Source organism: Haloferax sp. Atlit-6N (genome assembly GCF_003383195.1).
GTDB classification, from domain to species: domain Archaea; phylum Halobacteriota; class Halobacteria; order Halobacteriales; family Haloferacaceae; genus Haloferax; species Haloferax gibbonsii.
Genome location: NZ_QEQJ01000001.1, coordinates 547,028 through 562,589, shown reverse-complemented (window position 1 = coordinate 562,589; position 15,562 = coordinate 547,028). Strand labels below are relative to the sequence as shown.

Sequence of the window (15,562 nt, the reverse complement as noted above, 5' to 3'; positions counted from 1 at the left end):
AGCTTGTGGCCGGGGTGCCGGACGCGCTCGGGCGTTCCGCTGCGCCGACTGGGTCGGTCCGTCACCACCGGTCCCCTGAATTTCCGACGACGGTGAAATAATGTGTGCGGAGTCGAATGCCACCCGTATGGTATCAGTCGGCGACGCAGCCCCGGACTTCACCGCACCGCTTACCGACATCGACGGCGACATCGAGTCGTTCACGCTCTCCGAGAACCTCGACGACGCGCCCATCGTCCTCGCGTTCTTCCCCGCGGCCTTCACCGGCACGTGCACCACCGAGATGTGCACCTTCCGCGACCAGATGGCCAACTTCGAGGACGTCGGCGCGACGGTGTACGGCATCAGCATCGACACGCCGTTCACGCTGACGGAGTTCGCCGAGCAGAACGGCCTCAACTTCGGACTCATCAGCGACACGAACCGCGAACTCGTCGACGCCTACGACGTGGCGATGGACTTCGCGAGCCTCGGCGTCAACCGCGTGGCGAAGCGCGCGGTGTTCGTCGTCGACGGAGACGGCGAGGTCACCTACGCGTGGGTCAGCGACGACCCCGGCGTCGAACCCGACTACGACGCGGTCGAGGCCGCCGCCGCGACGCTCGAAGAACCGACCGAGGCCGCGTAGGCGCACCCCGCCACGCGACGCGTTAGCGCACCTGATTCGGAGCCCAAGTTCTTTTCTCTCCGTGCGACCACCTGCGGTTCATGAGCGATACCGAAGACACCCTGAACGGCGGCCGCGTCTACGACCCCGAGGCGGACCACGCCTTCCCCGACGAGAAGCTCAACGAGGTGCTCCCCGCGCTCCTCGACGACGAGGAAGTGACGACGCTCCTCGAAGCGCAGAACGTGAACGCGGTGACGCGCAAGGGCTACAACGACCACGGCCCGAAGCACATCGAAATCGTTCTGAACCGCGCGCTTCGGCTGTACGACCTGCTCAAGGCCGGCGGCTGCGAGTTCAACGGCGCGGCCGAGCAGGGACTCGACGAGGCCGACGAAGCGGTCATCATCGCCCTCGCGGCGCAACTGCACGACATCGGTCACATCGTCCACCGCGACAACCACGCGTACTACTCCATTCCGCTCGCGTCGGACGTGCTCGACCGCTTCCTCCCCGAGTTCTACGGCCTCGCCGACGCGGTCCGAATCAAGGCGGAAGTCCTCCACGCCATCCTCTGTCACCACCGCGAGGAGGACCCGCTCACGCTCGAAGCCGGCGTCATCCGCGTCGCCGACGCGCTCGACATGGAGCGCGGCCGGTCGCGCATCCCCTACGAGAAGGGCGGCCGCGGCATCAACACGCTCTCCAGCCGCGCCATCAACAACGTCGTCCTGAAGCCCGGCGAGGACTCCCCCGTCCTCGTCGAAATCGAGATGGTGAACGCCGCGGGCGTCTATCAGGTCGACAACCTCCTGAAGGCGAAACTCGACGGCTCCGGTCTCGAAGAACACGTCCGCATCGTCGCGGTCAACACGAAGTCCGACGACAGGCTCGTCGAGCGCATCGAACTCTAGGCAACGCGTCGGGAGTCGGAAAAATCGGGTCGCGGTCGACCGCCGCGGGTCGGTCCCGCGGTCGGCGTTGTTTTTCCTCAGTCGTTCGACTGCGCGAGGCGCTCCGCGCCGCCGACCGAGAGTTCGCCGCTGAGGGTGCGGTTCGGGTAGGGGATGTCGATTCCCTCCTCGTCGAACCGCTCTTTGACGGCGGTAACGTACTCGCCGCGGGTCTTCACGAAGTCGGCGCGGCTGGGCTGGGAAATCCAGATGCGCGACTTGAGCGTGACCGACGAGTCGCCGAGTTCGGTCAGTCTGACCGACGGCTCGGGCGTCGTCATGATTCCCTCGTGGTTTTCGGCCTCGTCGAGGATGATGTCGGTCGCCTGCTGGATGTCGTCGTCGTAGCCGATGCCGAACGGCACCTGCAGGCGGAGTTTGTCCTTCGCGACGGGGTTCTTGATGACGCCGTCGGTGAGCTGCGAGTTCGGCACGGTGAGCAGTTCGTTGTCGAAGGTGCGAACGCGCGTCACGCGGAAGGAGATGTCTTCGACGACGCCGGAGTTGCCGTCCCATTCAATCCAGTCGTTGATGCGGAACGGCTTGTCGGTGAAGATGAAGATGCCGGCGACGAAGTTGGCGATGACGTCCTGCATCGCGAAGCCGATAGCGAGCGTCGCGGCCGCGCCGATGGTGGCGAGCGACTGCAGGATGTTGCCGAGGCCGGCGAACGCGAACCCCGCGCCGAGGGCGACGAACGCCACGACGAGGGTCGCGATTTTCATCAGGGGCTTTTTGGCGTGTTCCTCCGCGCCGCGCCGGTCGAGGACGCGGTTGAGCGCGGACGACACGACCGCCTTGCCGACGATGTAGACGACGACGAAGCCGAGAACGAGACCCAGGAGCGTCCCGAGCGTCTCGGCGTACGGGACGTTCTGCTGGGTGAGGAGTCGACCGATGGCGCCGCCGTCACCCTGCAGTTGGAGCGGGAGTGCGAGCGCGTTCATCGGTGGTAGACCGCGGTCTTCCCCCTCGTCTCTATCAGTTCGGCGTTCACCCGGTCTGCGAGGTCAGCCGCCGCCTCGTCGACCGTCGTGCCGCCGAGCGCCGCCCGGAGGAACTTCGCTTTCACGAGGTTCCGGTCGGCCAGTTGGTCGTTGAGTTCGCCGACCACCGCTTCGATTCCGCTCTTACCCACCCAGACGGTCACGTCGACGTCGTGGGCCTCCTTTCGCAGCTCCTGCGTGTTCATGTGTGGCCTCCACTATGTGCCAGAGGGCTTCAATAGTAAGGCTTTGGCGGCCGTTTGGTTGTCGTACACACGCGAGAACGGGTCGATACTGCCGGAATCGCCGGCGGGCGGTCAGTACGGATAGCGTTTCGTCGCCCCGCAGTCGCATCTGACGACGACGCGGCCGCCGGCGCGGGTCCGGACGCGGGCGTTGACGCCGGGACGGAGGTAGGCGTCGCAGTCGTCGCAGGTGAACCGGCGGAACGCCTTCGGGAGGCCGCAGCGGTTCCGCTCTGCGACCCGGCGGGCGAGGCGGACGTACTCGCGGGCGCGCTCGTGGTCGCGGTCGCTCGCCGCCTCGCGGGCGAGGTCGTGGAGTCGGTCGATGCGCTCCTCCGCGATGTTCATACACGTTCGGGCGAGCGGCCCGGACAAAGACGTTCCGAACCGCGACGCGGAGCCGAAGCCGGTACTGTGATACCCCACCCGGAAAAACGGCGACTGTGCGCGTCCTGAACTACCTCGAGTTCGCCTCGCAACTCGAACGCAGCGGCATCGGCACCGCCACCGACCAGCAGCGGGCGGCCCTCGCCACGACCGACGTGGAGGTCGTCACCTCCCCGTGGCCCGAGTCGGCCGCCGCGGGTGCCGCGGGCCTCCTGCGGGGCGACGGGGTCGTCCGCGACTACGACGTGGCCCACTGCAACCTCATCGGCCCCGGGTCGCTCGCCGTGGCCGGACACGCCAAACGGAACGACATCCCGCTCGTGCTCCACTCGCACGTCACCCGCGAGGACTTCGCCGAGAGCTTCCGCGGGTCGACCGCGGTCGCCCCCGCCCTCGGGAAGTACCTCAAGTGGTTCTACTCGCAGGCCGACGTGGTGCTCTGTCCCTCCGAGTACACGAAGCGAACGCTCGAATCTTACCCGGTCGACGCGCCGATTCGACCGATTTCGAACGGCGTCGACACCGAGGCGCTCGACGGCTTCGAGGACCTCCGCGACGAGTACCGAGAGAGGTACGACCTCGACGGCATGACCGTCTTCACCGTCGGCAACGTCTTCGAGCGCAAGGGCCTCACGACGTTCTGCACGCTCGCCCAGGAGACCGACTACGACTTCGCGTGGTTCGGCCCCTACGACACCGGCCCGCACGCCTCGAAGAAAGTTCGATACTGGGTCGAAAACGCCCCGGAGAACGTCACGTTCACCGGGTGGATAGACGACATCCGCGGCGCGTTCGGCGCGGGCGACGTCTACCTCTTCGCGACGAAAAACGAGAATCAGGGCATCGCCGTCCTCGAAGCGATGGCCTGCGGGAAGGCGGTCGTCCTCCGCGACATCCCGGTGTTCGAGGAGTTCTACACCCACGGCCACGACTGCCTGAAGTGTTCGACCGACGCGGAGTTCCGCCGGGCGCTCGACCTGCTCGCCCGCGACCCCGACCTCCGGCGGCGACTCGGCGAGAACGCCCGCGAGACGGCCGCCGAACACAGCCTCGACCGCGTCGGCGACAGGCTCGTCGAGACGTACGAGGACGCGCTGTCCGGGCGACTCGAAGGCTGAGTGGCCGCCCCCCGACCGGCGAGTCTCGTTGGCCGACCCCCGGGAGGCGGCCGATTGATTCGGTAACACACGACAGTCCAGCGGGAAGTCACAACGGTTTATCCCGTCGGGGTCGCACGAACGGCCATGCAGTCGGTCGCCGCGTTCACCGACACGTACCTACCGACCGTCAACGGCGTCACCTACACGATTCAGACGTGGCGCGAGCGGTGGCACCGCCGCGGCGGTCGCATGGACGTGGTGTTCCCGGCGGACGAAGACTACGACCCCGAGCCCGGCGAGTACGGCGTCCGAAGCCTCCCGTTCCCGTTCTACGAGGGGATTCGAATCGGCGCGCCGCGGATTCCGGGGGCCGTCGACGACGTCGACGTGGTCCACGCCCACACCCCGTTCGGCCTCGGACTGGCCGGCCTCCGACTCGCCCGCCGGCGCGACCTCCCGCTCGTGGCGACCTACCACACCCCGACCGGCGAGTACGCCGAGTACCTCAGCTCCGTCGGCGCTATCGAGCGCGGCGTCGAGCGCACCGCCGAGCGGTACGAGCGATGGTTCTTCGACCGCGCCGACGCGGTCATCGTCCCGAGCGAGGACGCCGAGCGCCGCCTCGTCGACGAGGTCGGCGTCGAGGCCGAAATCGTCGTCCTCTCGAACGGCATCGACGTGGAGCGGTTCGAACCCGTCGAGGGCGACGACTTCCGCCGCCGCTACGACCTCGGCGACGGCCCCCTCATCGGTTACACGGGCCGCCACGGCTACGAGAAGCGTCTCGACGAACTCGTCCGGGCCGCGGCCGACCTTGACGCGACGCTCGTCTTCGGCGGCGACGGCCCCGCCCGCGACGAGCTGTCAGCCCTCGCCGACGACCTCGGCGTGGACGCGCACTTCCTCGGCTTCCTCGACCGCGAGGAGCTGCCGGCGTTCTACTCCGCGCTCGACGTGTTCTGTTTTCCGAGCCCCGTCGAGACACAGGGGCTCGTCGCGCTGGAGGCCAACGCCTGCGGGACGCCCGTCGTCGGCGTTAACGAGGGCGCGCTGGAGGACACCGTCCTCGACGGCGTGACTGGTTACCACTACGAGTCAGGCGACTTAGACGGCTTCCGCCACGGGATTCGGCGGGCGCTGGCGGAACGCGAGGCACTCAGCGCGCGGTGTCTCGACCGCCGTGACGAGGTGAGCGTCGACCGCTCTGTCGACCGACTCGCGGCGCTCTACGACCGGTTGGCGTCGGAATAAAAAACAGCGAGACCGACTGCGAAACCGCGTTAGTCGCGACCTTCGAGCGCGTCGGCGATGCGGCGCAGTTCGCGGTTCACGTCGCGGACCTCGTCGCGGAGCTGTCGGACCTCGCGGACGAGCTGTTCGTCGCTTCCGCTTCCCTGCTCGGGGTCGCGCGGGCCGCCGCCCATACTTCCGGGACCGCCGCCCATGCCGCCGGGGCCGCCGCCGCCGCCCATACCGCCGGGGCCGCCGCCACCCATCATGCCGCTCATCATCTGCGCGAACGGGTTGCCGCCGCCGCCCATGCCGCCGGGGCCGCCGCCGCCCATCATCTCTTCGGGGTCGGGGCGCTCGCCTTCCTCGCGCTCTTTCTCGCGGCGCTGTCGAATCTCTTCGACCCGCTCGCGGAACGACTTCTCCTCTTCGCCGTCGTCGCCCTCGTCGGGCGTCTGCGTCTCGTCTGCGGGTTCGTCGTCAGCCATGAGAGCGAGTTGGCCGTCCTCCCGGAAAGTGCTGACGGTCTCTGAGAATCGTGACGTCGCTCACCCGAACGCGCCGAGGCTCGACTGGAGGTCGCGGTCGGTCCCGCCGTCGCCGAGTTCGTGGCCGACGAGGTCGCGCATGTCGACCGCGTAGGTCGTCCCGCGGTGGTCGAGGACGAGCACGCGCCCCTTCACGCCGCGGACCGTTCCCGTGGCGACGGTTTCTGCGACCGGCGAGCCGTCGAGGTCGAGACCGTAGTCGAACGCGAACGTCTCGATGGGGTCGAACTGGGCGACGAGGGCGTCCCACGCCGCGGCGTCGACCGCCCGGCCGAACCCCTCGATTTTGGTCGGGACGCGGATGCGGTCCGGAATCTCGGTCGCCAGTTCGGCCTCGTACTCGCGGGCGACGCGACCGTCGGAGAACGTTCGGACGTGGGCCGCGCGGTCCGCGCCCTGCTCGCGCAGGCGGGTGTCGAGCCGCCACTCGCGGGTGACGCCGACTTTGAACGTGTCGGGGGCGAACGCCGCGAGGTAGACCGCGTGGTCCTCGTAGCAGTCCATCTCGTCTTTCAGACACGTCCCCGTGCACTTCGCGCAGACCCACGTGTGGCGGTGGTCCGAGCAGTAGGGTGCGCGGTCGTTGTCGCAGGAGACGTGTCGGTCGTCGTGGACGGTGCCCGCGCAGTGGCGCTCGCCGAGGCGGTAGTCGAGTTCGGTGCCGGGGTCGAGCGCGACCGAGTCGATGCCGCCGCTCTCGCTCACGAACAGCGCGGGAGTTCCGGTATCGTAGCCGACGACCTGCACGCTCCGGGGTAGGGAGTCGCGGTAGAAAGGTGGCTCGCTCCCGGGGCGAACTGCGGGGCCCGCCGGGCGTCGCCCCGCGGTGTCGGCCGCGGGTATCGGTCGGCGTTATTCGTACTCGGCGCGGAGCTCTTCGGCGAGTTCCTCGGCCGCGCGGCGGACGGCCTCGTCGCTCGACCCGTCGGGCTCCCAGCCGAGCGCGGAGAGCTTCTCGATGGAGAGGCGCATCTTCGGCACGTCGCCGGTCCAGCCGCGGTCGCCGCCGGTGTACTCGAACTCGGGGTCGAGGTCCAGCACGTCGGCGACGATGTTCGCGATGGTCGTCACCGAGGTGGTCGTCCGCGTGCCGAGGTTGTAGACGTTGTAGTCGCGCTCGGCGTGCTCGACGATGTGGCACATCGCGTCGATGCAGTCCTCGACGTGGAGGTAGGACTTCTCCTGTCGGCCGTCGCCGAGGATTTCGAGCGTCTCGGGGTCTTCGAGGAGCTTCTCGATGAAGTCGGGGATGACGTTGCCGCGCTGGTTCGGGCCGACGATGTTGGCGAAGCGGTACATGTAGACCGTGACGTCGTAGGAGTGGGCGAACGTCGACAAGAGGCCCTCGTCGGCGAGCTTGGAGGAGCCGTAGATGCTGATTGGTTCGAGCGGCGCGTAGTCCTCGGGCGTCGGTCGAGGGGCCTCGCCGTAAATCGTCGACGAGGAGGTAAAGGAGATGTTCGACACGCCGACTTCCTGCATCCGTTCGAGGATGTTGTAGGTCATCTCGGTGTTCTCCTCGAACAGCTGTCGGGGGTTGCCGTAGTTCGTGTCCGTGTAGGCCGCGAAGTGGAAGACGATGTCGAGGTCCTCGGTGACGGCCTCGGCGACGTCGTCGGGGTCGGTCATGTCGGCCTGTACGAACTCGACGCCGTCGGGGACCTGCTCGCGGTCCCCCTTCGAGAGGTCGTCGGCGACGACCACGTGGTTGTCCTCGGAGAGGCGCGCGGCGAGGTGAGAGCCGACGAGTCCCGCGCCCCCGGTCACGAGGACGCGCTTGTCGGAGAGTTCCAGCGACATGGCTCAGATGATTCGACCGAGTGATAAGTCCGTTTCCCCTCCGGGCCGCGGCCGGGCGTCGGTGACGGCCCGCGCTACCGGGGCCACGAGATTCCGGTCAGGTCCTCGCTCAGCCGCCACAGTTCTCGGACGTGCTTGGGGTCGGTCGCCGCGGCCGACGGCTCGGCCGGCGCGCAGTCGGAGAAGTACGACCCGGTCACTCCCGCGACGGCCGGCGACGCGGCGAGGTAGACGGGCGTGTCGGCGGCCGTCGCCGGCGTATCCGCGAAGCCGCCGACGAGTCGGTGCGGGAGTCGGGAGAGCAGGCCGACCCCGGCGCGGACGGGGAGCGAGGCGTCGCGCCACAGGCCGCTCGACGGGACGAAGCCGGGGTGACAGCAGTTCGCGGTCGGGCCGTCGAGCCTGTCGGCGAGCCCGACGGTGAAGAGGACGTTCGCCAGTTTCGACCGGGCGTAGGCGTCGAGGCCGTCGTAGTCGTCGAGGCTCGTCGCGTCGAGCGGGCCCTCGAACCGGCGGTGGACCTCCGAGGAGACGGTGACGACGCGGCCGTCGTCGGGAAGCAGGTCGCGGAGCCCGTGCGTGAGGACGAACGGCGCGAGGTGGTTGACGGCGAACGTCTTCTCCGCGCCGTCGGCGGTCAGTTCGCCCGTCGAGAAGTGCGCGCCGGCGTTGTTGACGAGCACGTCCACGCGGTCGGTCCGGTCGCGAACCGCCTCGGCGAGGCGGCGCACGGTGTCCCGTTCGGCGAGGTCGGCGCGAAAGAAGACCGCGTCGCCGCCGGCGTCCTCCACGGCCGCGGCGACGGTCCGACCCGCGTCCCGGTCGCGGCCGTGGACGAAGACGGTCGCACCGAGACGACCGAGGGCGAGCGCGGTCTCGCGGCCGACGCCGGAGGTCGCGCCGGTCACGAGCACGGTTCGGTTCGACAGGTCGGCGCGCTCGACGCCCGCGCCGACTTCGGGGCGGTGGCTCATGGATACGTCTGCGGCGGGCGCGCAGATAAACCTCGACCGCTGGGACGGGCGGACGAACGGACGGGCGGACGAACAGACGAACGAGCGAGGGACCGCCGCGCCGCCGCCCGCGTTCCGAAAGCGCCACTTTCCCCCGCCGTCTTCGGAGAGACATGCACAACGAACCCGAGGTCGCCGTCCTCCGGTACGGACACCGGCCGGGGCGCGACGACCGGATGACGACGCACGTCGGCCTGACGGCCCGCGCGCTCGGCGCTGACCGGGTCATCCTCCCGGACAACGCCGGCCACTCGATGGAGACCGTCGAGGACATCACGGGCCGGTTCGGCGGCCCCTTCGAGGTCGAACTCACCGAGGCGCTCAACGGCGTCATCCGCAACTGGGAGGGCAAGGTCGTCCACCTCACGATGTACGGCGAGCGCGTTCAGGACGTGGAGGCCGACATCCGCGAGGCGCACGCCGAAGAACCGCTTCTCGTCGTCGTCGGCGGGGAGAAGGTCCCCTTCGAGGTGTACGAGGGGGCGGACTGGAACGTCGGCGTCACGAACCAGCCGCACTCGGAGGTCGCCGGCCTCGCGGTGTTCCTCGACCGCCTGTTCGACGGGCGCGAGCTCGACCGCGAGTGGGAAGACGCCGAAAACCGGGTCGTCCCGATGGCGACGGGCAAGAAAGTCGTCCCGGCCGACGAGGAGTAATCGGACGCGTCGGCGCGCCCGCCGGCGGTTCTCCGCTGCCCGGGAGTAATAAGACTTAATGGCGTTCCTGACGCCATTTCGCACAATGGCTTTTGAGGAGTTACTGAACGACCCTGTTATCCAGAAGTACCTCCACGAGTTGGTTGGGCCCACTGGGATGCCGGTCGCGGCGGCACCCCCGGACGGCGAGGTCACCGACGAGGAACTCGCCGAGGAACTGCGGCTCGAGCTCAACGACGTGCGTCGTGCGCTCTTTATCCTCTACGAGAACGACCTCGCGTCGTATCGTCGCGTCCGCGACGAGGATTCCGGCTGGCTCACCTACCTCTGGACGTTCCACTACGAAAACATCCCCGAGAACCTCGAAGAGGAGATGTACCGCCTCCTCGAGGCGCTCGAGGAGCGACTCGACTACGAGCGGGACCACGAGTTCTACCTCTCGGAGCCCGCCGGCATCCGCTTCGAGTTCTCCGAGGCGATGGAGCTCGGCTTCCAGTGCCCCGAGACCGGCGCGCCCCTCGAACCGATGGACAACGACGACCTCGTCGACGCGATGGAACGACGCATCGAAGAGCTTCGAGACGAGCTCAACGTCGAAGTGACGGGGACGAACTGAATGGTCGTTCTCGCAACGAAGTGCTACATCGACGGCGACGCCCGCGACCGCGCGCTCGACAGCCTCACCTCGCTCGTCGCCAACGACATCGGCGACCTCGACGTGGAGTACGACATCGGCGTCCGCGACGACGATTTCATCTCCGTGACGGTCTCCGGCGACGACGAGACGGTCGCGCGCAACGTCCTCCGCGAGGAGTGGGGCGAAGTCACGCCGCACCTCTCGGCCGGTGAGACCTACGTCGGCACGCTCGAACACTGGGACGACGACGGCTTCGTCCTCGACGCCGGCATCGAGGTGCGCATCCCGACCGAGGAACTCGGCCTCGGCCGCGGCTCCGCGACCCAGATTCGCGACCGCTTCGGCCTCGTCCAGCACATGCCGCTGACGTTCGTCTACGGCGGCGACGACGAGCCCTCGCGGCTGGCCGACGAGCAGGTCGACCGCCTCTACGACTGGACCCGCGGCAGCGGTCGCGTCAACGTCAACAGCGCGACCCGCGGCGAGGTCCGCGCGACGGTCAACCGCGCTGGTCACGCGAAGGACATCGTGACCGTCGAGCGCCTCGGCCTCCTCGAACAGAGCATCGTCTGCCGGGACGAGACCGACCCGCCGGGCCTCCTCGCCAGCATCGGCTCGTACCTGCCGGCCGAACTGAAGTGCGTCATCGGCCAGTAAGACGATGAACAGGCGACTCCTCGTCGGTATCGCCGCGCTCGCCCTCCTCCTCGTGACCGCCGGCTGTCTCGGCGGCACCTCCAGCGTCTCGAACGACCGACTCGACGCCGCGCCCGACGGCGAGTACGCGTGGACCGCCGAGACGGACGCGCACATCACCGTCCAGGACAACGGCCGATTCCGCGCGGTCTACGAGATGAACGACTCGTTCGTCGAGCTCTACCGGTTCGACGGCTTCGGCAGTCGGACGCCGCTTCCGGTCGAGGCGGTCCGCTACCGCTACGAGAACGGGACCGTCATCAACGGGACCGAACTGAAGGCCCGCGGCGGCGACGTGACCCAGAACGACCGCATCACGAACGTCACGCTCCCCGCGGACGCCGGGAGCGCCGGCAAAGTCGCGTTCAGTTCGTCGTCCTCGCCGAAGCGGTTCTCGCTTCCCGTCTTCGTCGAGGGGAGCTACGAGGTCGTCCTGCCCGCCGACCGCCGCGTCGACTTCCCGATATTCGGGGCGGTTCGACCGTCCGGCTACGAGACCGAGGTCGTCGATGACCGGGTCCACATCCGGTGGCCCGAGGTGACCGACGGGAACGTCGTCGTGCAGTTCTACCTCCAGCGCGACCTCGGCATCTTCGCGGCGGTCGCCGCCGTCTCGGTGCTCGTCGGCGGCGCGGGGATACTCTACTATCGCCGGCAGATTCAGGCGCTCCGCGACCGCCGACAGGAACTCGGCTTGGACGTGGAAGACGACGACCGCTGACGGACGCCCGACAGACGCGGCGTCGGTCGGCCGACTCGGCTCGCCGGTGTGAACGCTTTTTTGCCTCGCAGCCCGCTACCTCGGGATATGCAAGTCGCCGTGGTCACCGTCGGGGACGAACTCCTCGCCGGCGACACCGTCAACACGAACGCCGCGTGGTTGTGCACGGAACTGACAGAGCGGGGCGTCTCCGTCGAGCGCGTGACGACGGTCCCCGACCGTGTCGCCGACATCGCCCGCGTGGTAAACGAATACCACGCCGAGTACGACGCCGTCGTCGTCACCGGCGGGCTCGGGCCGACCCACGACGACGTGACGATGGAGGCCGTCGCGGCCGCGTTCGGTCGCTCTCTGGAGCGGAACCCCGACGCCGAAGAGTGGCTGGAGACGAACGGCGGCTACTCCGCGGCAGACCTCGTGGAGGGGACGACCGACCTTCCCGCGGGGTCGCGGATGCTCCCGAACGACGAGGGCGTCGCGCCCGGCGCGGTCGTCGGCTCGGTGTACGTGCTCCCCGGCGTCCCCGGCGAGATGAAAGCCATGTTCGCCCGCGTCGCCGACGAGTTCGCGGGCGAGCGGACTCACGTCCGGTTCGTCCACACGTCGGAGCCCGAAAGCTCGCTCATCGAGCGGTTCGAGGCCGTCCAATCGGAGTTCGACGTGACCGTCGGGAGCTACCCCGGCGACCACGTCAGAATCAAACTCGCCGGGGCCGACGAGGGGACCGTCGAATCGGCGGCCGCGTGGCTCGAAGCGCGAGTCGAGTCGTACGAAGAATAGGGTCGGTCGGCCGACGGGTCAGCGCTGGAGGTACCAGAGCCACCCGGCGGTCATGAGGATACCCACGAGAAGCACGGTCGCGGCCGTCTCCGAGGTCGGCAGCACCTGTCCGGCGGATTCTAACGGAATCATGGATGACAATTGCTCGGTCCCCTTGTTAAACGGTGAGGTTCCGGCGACGGTCGGCCCGGGCTGAACGTCGCCGCCGTGGTCGACGCGCGCTGCCCGCGGCACCGCCGCTCGCGGCGGGCGGTTCGACCGCGGGCTACCGCGTCGCTTTTCCCCCGGGCGCGGGTTCGTTCAGTCATGCGAATCGGTGTCGTCGTCAACCCCGTCGCGGGGATGGGCGGCCGGGTCGGCCTGAAGGGAACCGACGGGAAAGTCGAGGAGGCCAGAGCGCGCGGCGCGGAGCCGCGGTCGCCGGAGCGGGCGCGACGGGCGCTCTCGCGGCTCTTCGAGGCCGACCCCGAGGCGGAACTGCTCGCGTGGGGCGGAGAGATGGGCGCGTCGGCCGCCCGAGACGCCGGGTTCGACCCCGACGTGCTCGGCGGTCCGTCCGGCGACGAGACGAGCGCGGCCGACACCGTCGCCGCCGTCGAGGCGTTCGTCGACGCCGACGCGGACCTCGTGTTGTTCGTCGGCGGCGACGGCACCGCGGCGGACGTGGCCGAGGCGCTCGACGGGACCGACGTCCCGATGCTCGGCGTCCCCGCGGGCGTGAAGGTCTACTCCTCCGTTTTCGCCGTCTCGCCCGAAGACGCGGCCCACGTCGTCACCTCGTTCGAGCGGACCGAGGCCCGCGAGGTCATGGACATCGACGAGGACGACTACCGCGCCGGCGAGGTCAGGCCGGAGCTTCGGGCGGTCGCGCACGTCCCCGTCGCCGAGGACCTCCAGTCGTCGAAACAGACCGGCGGCGGGACCGTCGAGGCGCTCGCCGCGGGCGTCGCCGACGACATCCGTGCGACCGAGGGCGTCACCTACGTCCTCGGGCCCGGAAGCACCGTCGGCGCGGTGAAAGCCGAGTTGGGAATCGACGGGTCGCCGCTCGGCGTCGACGTCTACCGCGACGGCGAGGTGCTCGCCCGCGACGCGACCGAGGCCGAAATTCTGACGAGTCTCGGCGAGGAGAACGTCATCGTCGTCACGCCCATCGGCGGACAGGGGTTCGTCTTCGGCCGCGGCAACCCCCAACTCTCCCCCGACGTGATTCGCCGCTGCGACGTGTCGGTCGTCGCCTCGCGGTCGAAACTCGACGCGATTCCGGTCCTCCGGGTCGACACCGACGACCCGGTCCTCGACGCCGACCTCCGCGGGTGGACGAAAGTCCGCGTGGGCCGGGTCGAGCGACGGATGATGAAAATCGAGTGAGCGGCGCACCTCAGTCGCGGTCGACTCGTCGCGCCAACAGAAAAATCGAGCGAGAGGCCGCTCCCGTCGACCGTCTCGTCAGTCGTCAGCCGGTGCCTGTTGTTCCGTGATGTACTGGACGATTTCGTCCGTTTCGGTCTTGAAATCGTCGAGGTCGGTCTCGTTCCCGTGGAGAACCGTCGAGAAGTACTTCGTGTCGGCGGCGAGGTTGACGGCCTCCCGGAGTTCTTCGTCTGTGACGCCGTCCAACCGTGCCTCTTCTTTGTGGAAGTAGGTACAGTACGGACAGTTGGTCGCGGCCGCGACGCCGACCCCGATGAGTGCTTTCTCTCGCCCGGATAGTTCGGTGTCTTTCCCGAGGTTGAGGTCGCGGAAGAGCCCCCAACTGTGCTCACTCGCCGGTTCGGCCAAGCTCTCCATCCAACCCGGGACTTGACCGAGCATTCCCTCCATCTCTTGTCGTGTGGTTTTCGATACCATCTTGCTCCCCGTTACCTCCGCAGTCCTGTCGCTAGGGAGGTACTTATTACGAGGTGTCGGAGCAGTAAAGTTATGAACCGTATGGACAGTCATAATCTGTCCGTATCGACGACGTTCCGGAGAAATGCGCCGTTAATACGCCGGTCTACGGGACGGTTCTCTCCCCCCGTCCCGGACGCTCGACGTGAATGATTTAATATTTGGAACCATCTCCAATGAGAACCACAAGGCATTATTCATGGAGGGTGTAATATAGTGAGATTTAAGGTCATTGGATGGATTCTGACTGACATGGAAACCCGGAAAGTCCAGCGTCTCGGTCCCTCCACGCTGGCGATGACGCTTCCAGCGGAGTGGGCCAAGGAACACAACGTCGAGAAGGGCGACGAGGTGACGATTCGGACGAGCGGCAAGGGAACGCTGACCGTGCTTCCCGAGTCGGTCAACACGGAGGACTCGAAGGCGACGATTCGCGCTGACAGTCTGAACGCGGAGGCGCTCGAACGCGCCATCGTGGCGCAGTACGTCCTCGGACGGCGCGTCATCCACATCGAGAAAAGCGAGGGTGCGCTCGATTCGGACCACATCAACGCCGTCTACAAGGCCGAGACCCAGCTCATGGGCCTCGGCGTCATCGAGGAGACGCCCGAGCGAATCGCGATTCGCTGCTCGGTCGACGCGGAGGACTTCACCCTCGACAATCTGCTCGAGCGCCTCGAAAACACGGGGAGCACGATGCGCGGCGAGGCCATCAAGGCGCTCGCCCACGGCAACCCCGACCTCGCCCAGCGGGCGCTCAACCGCGAGCGACAGGCGAACAAGATTTTCGTCCTCCTGCTCCGGCTCATCTTCACGTCCTACCAGAACCCCAACCTCGCGCGGGCGGTCGGCCTCGACTCCGGCTTCCCGCTCATCGGCTACCGCTCGGTGGCGAAGAACCTCGAACTGACCGCCGACAACGCCGAGGACATCGCCAACATCGTCATGGACGCCGAGGGGCACACCATCGACGTCGACCAGTCGACGATGCGGCGCATCCGCGAGTTCACCGACCACGTCGACGAGATTACGACGACCGCGGTTCGGGCCGTCGTCGAGCGCGACTACGACCTCACCATCGAGTGCCGAGAGCTGTTCCGCGAGATTAGCGACCGCGAGCGCGACATCCTCAACGACCTCCCGGAGATGGAAAACCAGAAGCTCCTCCAGATTCGCGAGGTGCTCGTGAGCCTCCAGCAGACCGCGCAGTACGCGATGCGGAACGCCGAAATCGCGTCGAACCTCGCGCTCAACGAGGAGTCGGACCACGTCACGATAGACTGAGAAACGACTGAGGAACGAAAGACCGCGGG

The 15,562-nt window shown here is 67.9% G+C and carries 19 protein-coding genes; 11 read left to right on the top strand and 8 right to left on the bottom strand.

Going from position 1 to position 15,562, the window contains the following annotated elements:
• Positions 1 to 127 precede the first annotated feature (127 nt).
• The gene (locus DEQ92_RS02875; RefSeq protein WP_115820394.1) at positions 128 to 628 is read left to right on the top strand and encodes a redoxin domain-containing protein; all 501 of its coding nucleotides are present in this window, start codon (positions 128 to 130) and stop codon (positions 626 to 628) included.
• 80 nt (positions 629 to 708) lie between these two features.
• Positions 709 to 1,521, top strand: coding sequence for an HD domain-containing protein (locus DEQ92_RS02870; RefSeq protein ID WP_050458917.1), 813 nt, complete (start codon positions 709 to 711; stop codon positions 1,519 to 1,521).
• 77 nt (positions 1,522 to 1,598) lie between these two features.
• Here the strand turns inward: DEQ92_RS02870 and DEQ92_RS02865 are convergent, their stop codons facing one another.
• The 3 genes from DEQ92_RS02865 to DEQ92_RS02855 all read right to left on the bottom strand — a co-directional run bounded on the left by DEQ92_RS02865 (position 1,599) and on the right by DEQ92_RS02855 (position 3,139).
• Positions 1,599 to 2,507, bottom strand: coding sequence for a mechanosensitive ion channel family protein (locus DEQ92_RS02865; RefSeq protein ID WP_004977418.1), 909 nt, complete (start codon positions 2,505 to 2,507; stop codon positions 1,599 to 1,601).
• On the bottom strand, positions 2,504 to 2,752 hold the full coding sequence (locus tag DEQ92_RS02860) for a YhbY family RNA-binding protein (protein ID WP_004977417.1): 249 nt from the start codon (positions 2,750 to 2,752) through the stop codon (positions 2,504 to 2,506). Before DEQ92_RS02860 ends, DEQ92_RS02865 begins: the two co-directional genes overlap by 4 nt.
• 111 nt (positions 2,753 to 2,863) lie before the next feature.
• Positions 2,864 to 3,139 (bottom strand): ribonuclease P protein component 4, encoded by a 276-nt coding sequence (locus DEQ92_RS02855; RefSeq protein WP_004977416.1) that lies wholly within the window; start codon positions 3,137 to 3,139, stop codon positions 2,864 to 2,866.
• A gap of 95 nt (positions 3,140 to 3,234) precedes the next feature.
• Here DEQ92_RS02855 and DEQ92_RS02850 point away from each other — a divergent pair, with 95 nt between their 5' ends.
• Complete coding sequence (locus tag DEQ92_RS02850; RefSeq protein WP_004977415.1) at positions 3,235 to 4,296, top strand: glycosyltransferase family 4 protein; 1,062 nt, start codon at positions 3,235 to 3,237, stop codon at positions 4,294 to 4,296.
• A gap of 126 nt (positions 4,297 to 4,422) precedes the next feature.
• A complete protein-coding gene (locus DEQ92_RS02845) occupies positions 4,423 to 5,529 on the top strand; it encodes a glycosyltransferase (protein WP_050458920.1) in 1,107 nt (368 codons plus the stop codon).
• 29 nt (positions 5,530 to 5,558) lie between these two features.
• On the opposite strand, the gene DEQ92_RS02840 is transcribed toward DEQ92_RS02845, so the two are convergent.
• The 4 genes from DEQ92_RS02840 to DEQ92_RS02825 form a co-directional block, all read right to left on the bottom strand.
• Positions 5,559 to 5,996: a hypothetical protein gene (locus DEQ92_RS02840; protein WP_004977413.1), complete on the bottom strand. Its 438-nt coding sequence runs from the start codon at positions 5,994 to 5,996 to the stop codon at positions 5,559 to 5,561.
• Positions 5,997 to 6,056: 60 nt separating this feature from the next.
• Entirely contained in the window at positions 6,057 to 6,803 is a 747-nt protein-coding gene (locus DEQ92_RS02835; protein WP_115820393.1) for a DUF2797 domain-containing protein, read from the bottom strand.
• Between the two features lie 105 nt (positions 6,804 to 6,908).
• Complete coding sequence (locus DEQ92_RS02830) at positions 6,909 to 7,856, bottom strand: NAD-dependent epimerase/dehydratase family protein (RefSeq protein WP_004977411.1); 948 nt, start codon at positions 7,854 to 7,856, stop codon at positions 6,909 to 6,911.
• A gap of 74 nt (positions 7,857 to 7,930) precedes the next feature.
• The gene (locus DEQ92_RS02825; RefSeq protein WP_115820392.1) at positions 7,931 to 8,830 is read right to left on the bottom strand and encodes an SDR family oxidoreductase; all 900 of its coding nucleotides are present in this window, start codon (positions 8,828 to 8,830) and stop codon (positions 7,931 to 7,933) included.
• Between the two features lie 152 nt (positions 8,831 to 8,982).
• Between DEQ92_RS02825 and DEQ92_RS02820 the strand changes: the two genes are divergently transcribed.
• The 6 genes from DEQ92_RS02820 to DEQ92_RS02795 all read left to right on the top strand — a co-directional run bounded on the left by DEQ92_RS02820 (position 8,983) and on the right by DEQ92_RS02795 (position 13,730).
• Positions 8,983 to 9,525, top strand: coding sequence for a tRNA (cytidine(56)-2'-O)-methyltransferase (locus DEQ92_RS02820; protein WP_004970839.1), 543 nt, complete (start codon positions 8,983 to 8,985; stop codon positions 9,523 to 9,525).
• 85 nt (positions 9,526 to 9,610) lie between these two features.
• Entirely contained in the window at positions 9,611 to 10,141 is a 531-nt protein-coding gene (locus DEQ92_RS02815; RefSeq protein WP_004977409.1) for a transcription factor TFIIE subunit alpha, read from the top strand.
• Positions 10,142 to 10,819, top strand: coding sequence for a DUF2110 family protein (locus tag DEQ92_RS02810; protein ID WP_004977408.1), 678 nt, complete (start codon positions 10,142 to 10,144; stop codon positions 10,817 to 10,819).
• A 4-nt stretch (positions 10,820 to 10,823) separates the two neighbouring features.
• Positions 10,824 to 11,579, top strand: coding sequence for a DUF5803 family protein (locus DEQ92_RS02805; RefSeq protein ID WP_115820391.1), 756 nt, complete (start codon positions 10,824 to 10,826; stop codon positions 11,577 to 11,579).
• Between the two features lie 87 nt (positions 11,580 to 11,666).
• Positions 11,667 to 12,359 (top strand): molybdopterin-binding protein, encoded by a 693-nt coding sequence (locus DEQ92_RS02800; protein ID WP_004977406.1) that lies wholly within the window; start codon positions 11,667 to 11,669, stop codon positions 12,357 to 12,359.
• Between the two features lie 306 nt (positions 12,360 to 12,665).
• A complete protein-coding gene (locus DEQ92_RS02795; protein WP_115820390.1) occupies positions 12,666 to 13,730 on the top strand; it encodes an ATP-NAD kinase family protein in 1,065 nt (354 codons plus the stop codon).
• 78 nt (positions 13,731 to 13,808) lie between these two features.
• Here DEQ92_RS02795 and DEQ92_RS02790 read toward each other — a convergent pair whose 3' ends face one another.
• Positions 13,809 to 14,183 carry a carboxymuconolactone decarboxylase family protein gene (locus DEQ92_RS02790; RefSeq protein WP_004977403.1) on the bottom strand — a complete coding sequence of 125 codons (375 nt, stop codon included), beginning with the start codon at positions 14,181 to 14,183 and terminating at the stop codon, positions 13,809 to 13,811.
• 318 nt (positions 14,184 to 14,501) lie between these two features.
• Between DEQ92_RS02790 and DEQ92_RS02785 the strand changes: the two genes are divergently transcribed.
• Positions 14,502 to 15,533 carry a phosphate uptake regulator PhoU gene (locus tag DEQ92_RS02785; RefSeq protein ID WP_004977402.1) on the top strand — a complete coding sequence of 344 codons (1,032 nt, stop codon included), beginning with the start codon at positions 14,502 to 14,504 and terminating at the stop codon, positions 15,531 to 15,533.
• Positions 15,534 to 15,562: the final 29 nt, after the last annotated feature.

What these genes read in the sequence shown, in the direction of transcription:
- DEQ92_RS02875 (WP_115820394.1), top strand. Translation starts at nt 128, where the DNA reads ATGGTATCAGTCGGCGACGCAGCCCCGGACTTCACCGCACCGCTTACC.
- DEQ92_RS02870 (WP_050458917.1), top strand. Translation starts at nt 709, where the DNA reads ATGAGCGATACCGAAGACACCCTGAACGGCGGCCGCGTCTACGACCCC.
- DEQ92_RS02865 (WP_004977418.1), bottom strand. Translation starts at nt 2,507, where the DNA reads ATGAACGCGCTCGCACTCCCGCTCCAACTGCAGGGTGACGGCGGCGCC.
- DEQ92_RS02860 (WP_004977417.1), bottom strand. Translation starts at nt 2,752, where the DNA reads ATGAACACGCAGGAGCTGCGAAAGGAGGCCCACGACGTCGACGTGACC.
- DEQ92_RS02855 (WP_004977416.1), bottom strand. Translation starts at nt 3,139, where the DNA reads ATGAACATCGCGGAGGAGCGCATCGACCGACTCCACGACCTCGCCCGC.
- DEQ92_RS02845 (WP_050458920.1), top strand. Translation starts at nt 4,423, where the DNA reads ATGCAGTCGGTCGCCGCGTTCACCGACACGTACCTACCGACCGTCAAC.
- DEQ92_RS02840 (WP_004977413.1), bottom strand. Translation starts at nt 5,996, where the DNA reads ATGGCTGACGACGAACCCGCAGACGAGACGCAGACGCCCGACGAGGGC.
- DEQ92_RS02830 (WP_004977411.1), bottom strand. Translation starts at nt 7,856, where the DNA reads ATGTCGCTGGAACTCTCCGACAAGCGCGTCCTCGTGACCGGGGGCGCG.
- DEQ92_RS02825 (WP_115820392.1), bottom strand. Translation starts at nt 8,830, where the DNA reads ATGAGCCACCGCCCCGAAGTCGGCGCGGGCGTCGAGCGCGCCGACCTG.
- DEQ92_RS02820 (WP_004970839.1), top strand. Translation starts at nt 8,983, where the DNA reads ATGCACAACGAACCCGAGGTCGCCGTCCTCCGGTACGGACACCGGCCG.
- DEQ92_RS02815 (WP_004977409.1), top strand. Translation starts at nt 9,611, where the DNA reads ATGGCTTTTGAGGAGTTACTGAACGACCCTGTTATCCAGAAGTACCTC.
- DEQ92_RS02810 (WP_004977408.1), top strand. Translation starts at nt 10,142, where the DNA reads ATGGTCGTTCTCGCAACGAAGTGCTACATCGACGGCGACGCCCGCGAC.
- DEQ92_RS02805 (WP_115820391.1), top strand. Translation starts at nt 10,824, where the DNA reads ATGAACAGGCGACTCCTCGTCGGTATCGCCGCGCTCGCCCTCCTCCTC.
- DEQ92_RS02800 (WP_004977406.1), top strand. Translation starts at nt 11,667, where the DNA reads ATGCAAGTCGCCGTGGTCACCGTCGGGGACGAACTCCTCGCCGGCGAC.
- DEQ92_RS02795 (WP_115820390.1), top strand. Translation starts at nt 12,666, where the DNA reads ATGCGAATCGGTGTCGTCGTCAACCCCGTCGCGGGGATGGGCGGCCGG.
- DEQ92_RS02790 (WP_004977403.1), bottom strand. Translation starts at nt 14,183, where the DNA reads ATGGAGGGAATGCTCGGTCAAGTCCCGGGTTGGATGGAGAGCTTGGCC.
- DEQ92_RS02785 (WP_004977402.1), top strand. Translation starts at nt 14,502, where the DNA reads ATGGAAACCCGGAAAGTCCAGCGTCTCGGTCCCTCCACGCTGGCGATG.